The sequence below is a fragment of the Leucobacter holotrichiae genome, assembly GCF_055791005.1.
The window spans coordinates 1-3,361 of sequence record NZ_JBVUAC010000029.1 but is presented as its reverse complement, the minus strand read 5'-3'; the positions used below and the strand labels follow the sequence as shown (position 1 = coordinate 3,361).

The window sequence follows — 3,361 nt, the reverse complement described above, 5'->3', positions numbered from 1 at the left end:
GAGTTCGAGGCCATAATGATGGATGCCGTCGGGTTGGCGGCATAAACCCCGGACTCAACCAAAGCTTCAGCAGACCCAACGGTGTTGGTGATGAGGCGGCGCAGAGCGAAGGTATCGGGGTCTTGGGGGTTCGTGGCGCGGTGGACGTGGACGGTCCAGGTCGTGTCGGGAAAGGTCCCGTGGAGGACGGCCCCATGGTCGGTGGTGAGGTCGATCCGCGCAGTCGCCGCAGGGATCGTCGGGGCCGTGCGTGCGACGTCGACGAGGTTCGTGGTGGTGACCAGGGCGAAACCGACCTCGAGCATGGCCGCGATCCACAGGTTGTGCTGTTCACCCGTTTTGGTAACCAGGGCCGGCCATTCCTCGTACTCGAGGGCGAGCATCGCCGCATGCACGGGACGTCCGTGCTCCTCAGTGAAGGAGAGGGCACGCCAGGTGTAGAGGTCGCTCATGTGGGCGGGGATCATGCGTCCGATGCTCCGTTCTGATGCCCGCGCCTCGTGGTCGCATCCTGGGTCCGTGCCCTGTGGATGTGGCTACGGGCATGAGCGATCGCGGGGTCCAGGTCGGTGTAGAGGTGGTTGTGGTGGCGGAGGGATGCGATCACGCCGACTCGGGTTGCGAGTTGCAGGTGTTTGGGTGGAATGCCTTTGATGAGGACGGTGATCCCCCGCCGCTCGAGGGTGTGGACGAGTTCGGTGAGGACTTGCGCGCCGGTCGCGTCGAGGACCTGCAGCCCGGACAGCCGCAGGATCACGACAGTCACATTTTGGATGGTGCCGATGCGAGCGACGATGCGTTCGGCCGCTCCGAAGAACAGTGCCCCATCGAGGCGGAACAGGGCGATGCGATCGTCCCCGGGCTCCGCAGGCGCGGGGAGTTCTTCCCGGTGCACGCCGGCAGAGATCGCAAGGCGACGCAACGTGAAGAACGCGGCGGCGAGGACCCCAATTCCGACGGCGTAGATGAGATCCACGCTCACGGTGATCACCGCGGTGACCACGAACACGAGCGCGTCGGAGCGGGTGGAGCGGAGAATCGTGCGGATCGTGGTGAGGGAGATCATTCGGGTCGCGGTCACCATCAGCACCCCCGACAGCGCAGCCAGCGGGATCGTGGATACGACGGTGCTTGCCGCGTAGACGACGACGAGCAGGATCAGGGAGTGGACAATCGCGGCGACCCGGGTGCGGGCACCGGATCGGATGTTCACTGCGGTGCGGGCGATCGCCCCCGTTGCGGGCATGCCTCCGAACAGTCCGGAACCGAGGGAGGCGAGGCCTTGCCCGACGAGTTCCCGGTCCGCATCGTAGGGGCCGGTGTCGGAGATCGAGGCGGCGACCCGGGCGGACAGCAGCGATTCGATCGCCGCGAGAGCGGCGATCGTGCACGCCGGCCCCACCAGCGCGAGTACCGTTGCGGGGTCTGCGACCGGAAGGAGTGGGGCGGGCAGCGATGCCGGGAGCTCCCCGATCGACGGCACCGGAACCTGGAACACCACAACCAGCACGGTGACGACGATGATCGCGATAATCGAGCCGGGGAGCGCCCGGTGCAGTTTCGGGGCCAGCACCATGATCGCCGCGACCGTACCGGCGATGGCGAGTGACCACCACATTGTGGGCAGATCCACCGTGCCGGCGGCTTCTATGGCGGCGACGGCGGCGTTGCTGCTGGGACCTGCGGGCACGCCGAGAGCGGCCGGGATCTGCTGCAGGAAGATGATGACCGCGATCCCCAACGTGAAGCCCTCGATGACCGGCCACGGGATAAACGTCACCGCGTTCCCCAGGCGCAGCAGGCCCGCGAGGAGCACAATGCCCCCAGCCATCACGCACACCACGGGCAGGACGGTGAGCCCGTGAGCGGCGATCACCGGTCCGAGGACGACGACCATCGCACCCGTCGGGCCGGAGACCTGCACGTTCGATCCACCGAAGACAGCAGCGATGACCCCGGCGATGATCGCCGTCACCAACCCGGACGCGGCACCGGCACCCGAGGACACTCCGAACGCCAACGCGAGGGGCAACGCCACGACCCCGACCGTCACCCCGGCGAGCACATCACGCCGCCACGACCGCGGGACCTCCCGGTAGTCCGCCCGCCGCGGCCACACCCCGGCCAGCCCTCGCGCCATCAGCGGGCCCCCGGACTTCTCATGCCGCGCCGGGACGTGAAATGTCGGGGAGGGACACCGCGGACACCAGCTGCTGCTGCGTCGTGTGCAGCACCTCGGTCAGAAGCGCGCGGGCCGCGCTGAGAAGATCCACGACCTGCGGATGCGCCACCCGGTAGAACACCAGGCTTCCCCGACGTTCGGCAGCAACAAGATGGTGCTTGCGGAGCACGGACAGATGCTGCGACAGATGCGACGCCTCGAGGCCCGTGTCCGCCAGCAGTTCCGACACCGACGTCTCCGGCTGTGAGCACAGCACTTCCAGCACTCGCACCCGGACCGGGTGCGAGAGCCCCTTGAACAGGTTTGCCTTCACCTCATACAACGGACGCTGCGCATCCCACGTGTCTGCCACAACAACACCTCCCGATTGATGAATCCATCATACGATGGATACTCATATCCGCTACTCGCCCCGCTGCACCGATTGGACCTGCGATGAAGACCGCCTTTACCTTCACCCTCACCATGGGTTGCTGCTGTTCGGGATCTGGCTCCTCGGTGCCGCGTTCTCCGCACCGACCGGGCAAGCGTTCGTCTTCATCGGCGGCCTGCTGTGCATCGCACTGGCCTGGATGATCCCGCTGCTTATCCTCCCGTCCCGCGAACGACGCTAACCCCGCCACCCTGCACCGAGAGAACCCGCCCGTGCGCCGCGCCACCTTGACCCGCACCTACGGGCCTGCTGCTCGTTTAGGTGACATTCGATATGGCTAGCTTTTGGCTGGCCTGGAAGGATGATCATCATGCCCGCAAAATATCCTGAGGAGTTCCGAGACGATGTCGTCCGTGTCGCGTTGAACCGTGAACCCGGTGTCACGCTGCCGCAGATTGCGAAGGACTTCGGCATCCATGTCGGCACCCTCGATAAGTGGTTGCGGCAAGCCCGTATCGAAGACGGCGAAAAGCCCGGTATGACCCGTTCAGAGAATGACGAACTTCGAGAACTGCGCCGTCGCAATAGGCTGCTCGAGCAAGAAGTTGAGGTGCTCCGTCGTGCGGCCGCATATCTATCGCAGGCGCACCTACCGGGAAAAGGCTCTACCCGCTCGTGAGAGAGCTCGCCGCCGACGGGGGAACCTACCCCTATTTCTTGGACACGCTGATCCAGCATCGCGCTGGAGAAAGCGAGAATGTCAGCGATGGCAAAGAACAACTACAGCGAGGACTTCAAGCATCGCG

General features: G+C 65.5%; 5 protein-coding genes. 2 read left to right on the top strand and 3 right to left on the bottom strand.

What is annotated here, in order from left to right; translation table 11 throughout:
* The 3 genes from AC0KXF_RS15095 to AC0KXF_RS15085 form a co-directional block, all read right to left on the bottom strand.
* Positions 1 to 467: hypothetical protein (locus tag AC0KXF_RS15095; RefSeq protein WP_473109954.1), on the bottom strand; the 467-nt coding region annotated here is incomplete at its 3' end.
* Positions 464 to 2,140, bottom strand: a complete 1,677-nt coding sequence (locus tag AC0KXF_RS15090; RefSeq protein WP_473109953.1) for a SulP family inorganic anion transporter — start codon at positions 2,138 to 2,140, stop codon at positions 464 to 466. The genes AC0KXF_RS15095 and AC0KXF_RS15090, both read right to left, overlap by 4 nt.
* A gap of 19 nt (positions 2,141 to 2,159) precedes the next feature.
* Entirely contained in the window at positions 2,160 to 2,534 is a 375-nt protein-coding gene (locus AC0KXF_RS15085; RefSeq protein ID WP_124895871.1) for an ArsR/SmtB family transcription factor, read from the bottom strand.
* A gap of 34 nt (positions 2,535 to 2,568) precedes the next feature.
* On the opposite strand from AC0KXF_RS15085, the gene AC0KXF_RS15080 reads away from it, so the two are divergent.
* Both AC0KXF_RS15080 and AC0KXF_RS15075 read left to right on the top strand, forming a co-directional pair.
* Positions 2,569 to 2,796: a hypothetical protein gene (locus AC0KXF_RS15080; RefSeq protein WP_473109952.1), complete on the top strand. Its 228-nt coding sequence runs from the start codon at positions 2,569 to 2,571 to the stop codon at positions 2,794 to 2,796.
* A 120-nt stretch (positions 2,797 to 2,916) separates the two neighbouring features.
* Positions 2,917 to 3,234 (top strand): transposase, encoded by a 318-nt coding sequence (locus AC0KXF_RS15075; protein WP_473109951.1) that lies wholly within the window; start codon positions 2,917 to 2,919, stop codon positions 3,232 to 3,234.
* Positions 3,235 to 3,361: the final 127 nt, after the last annotated feature.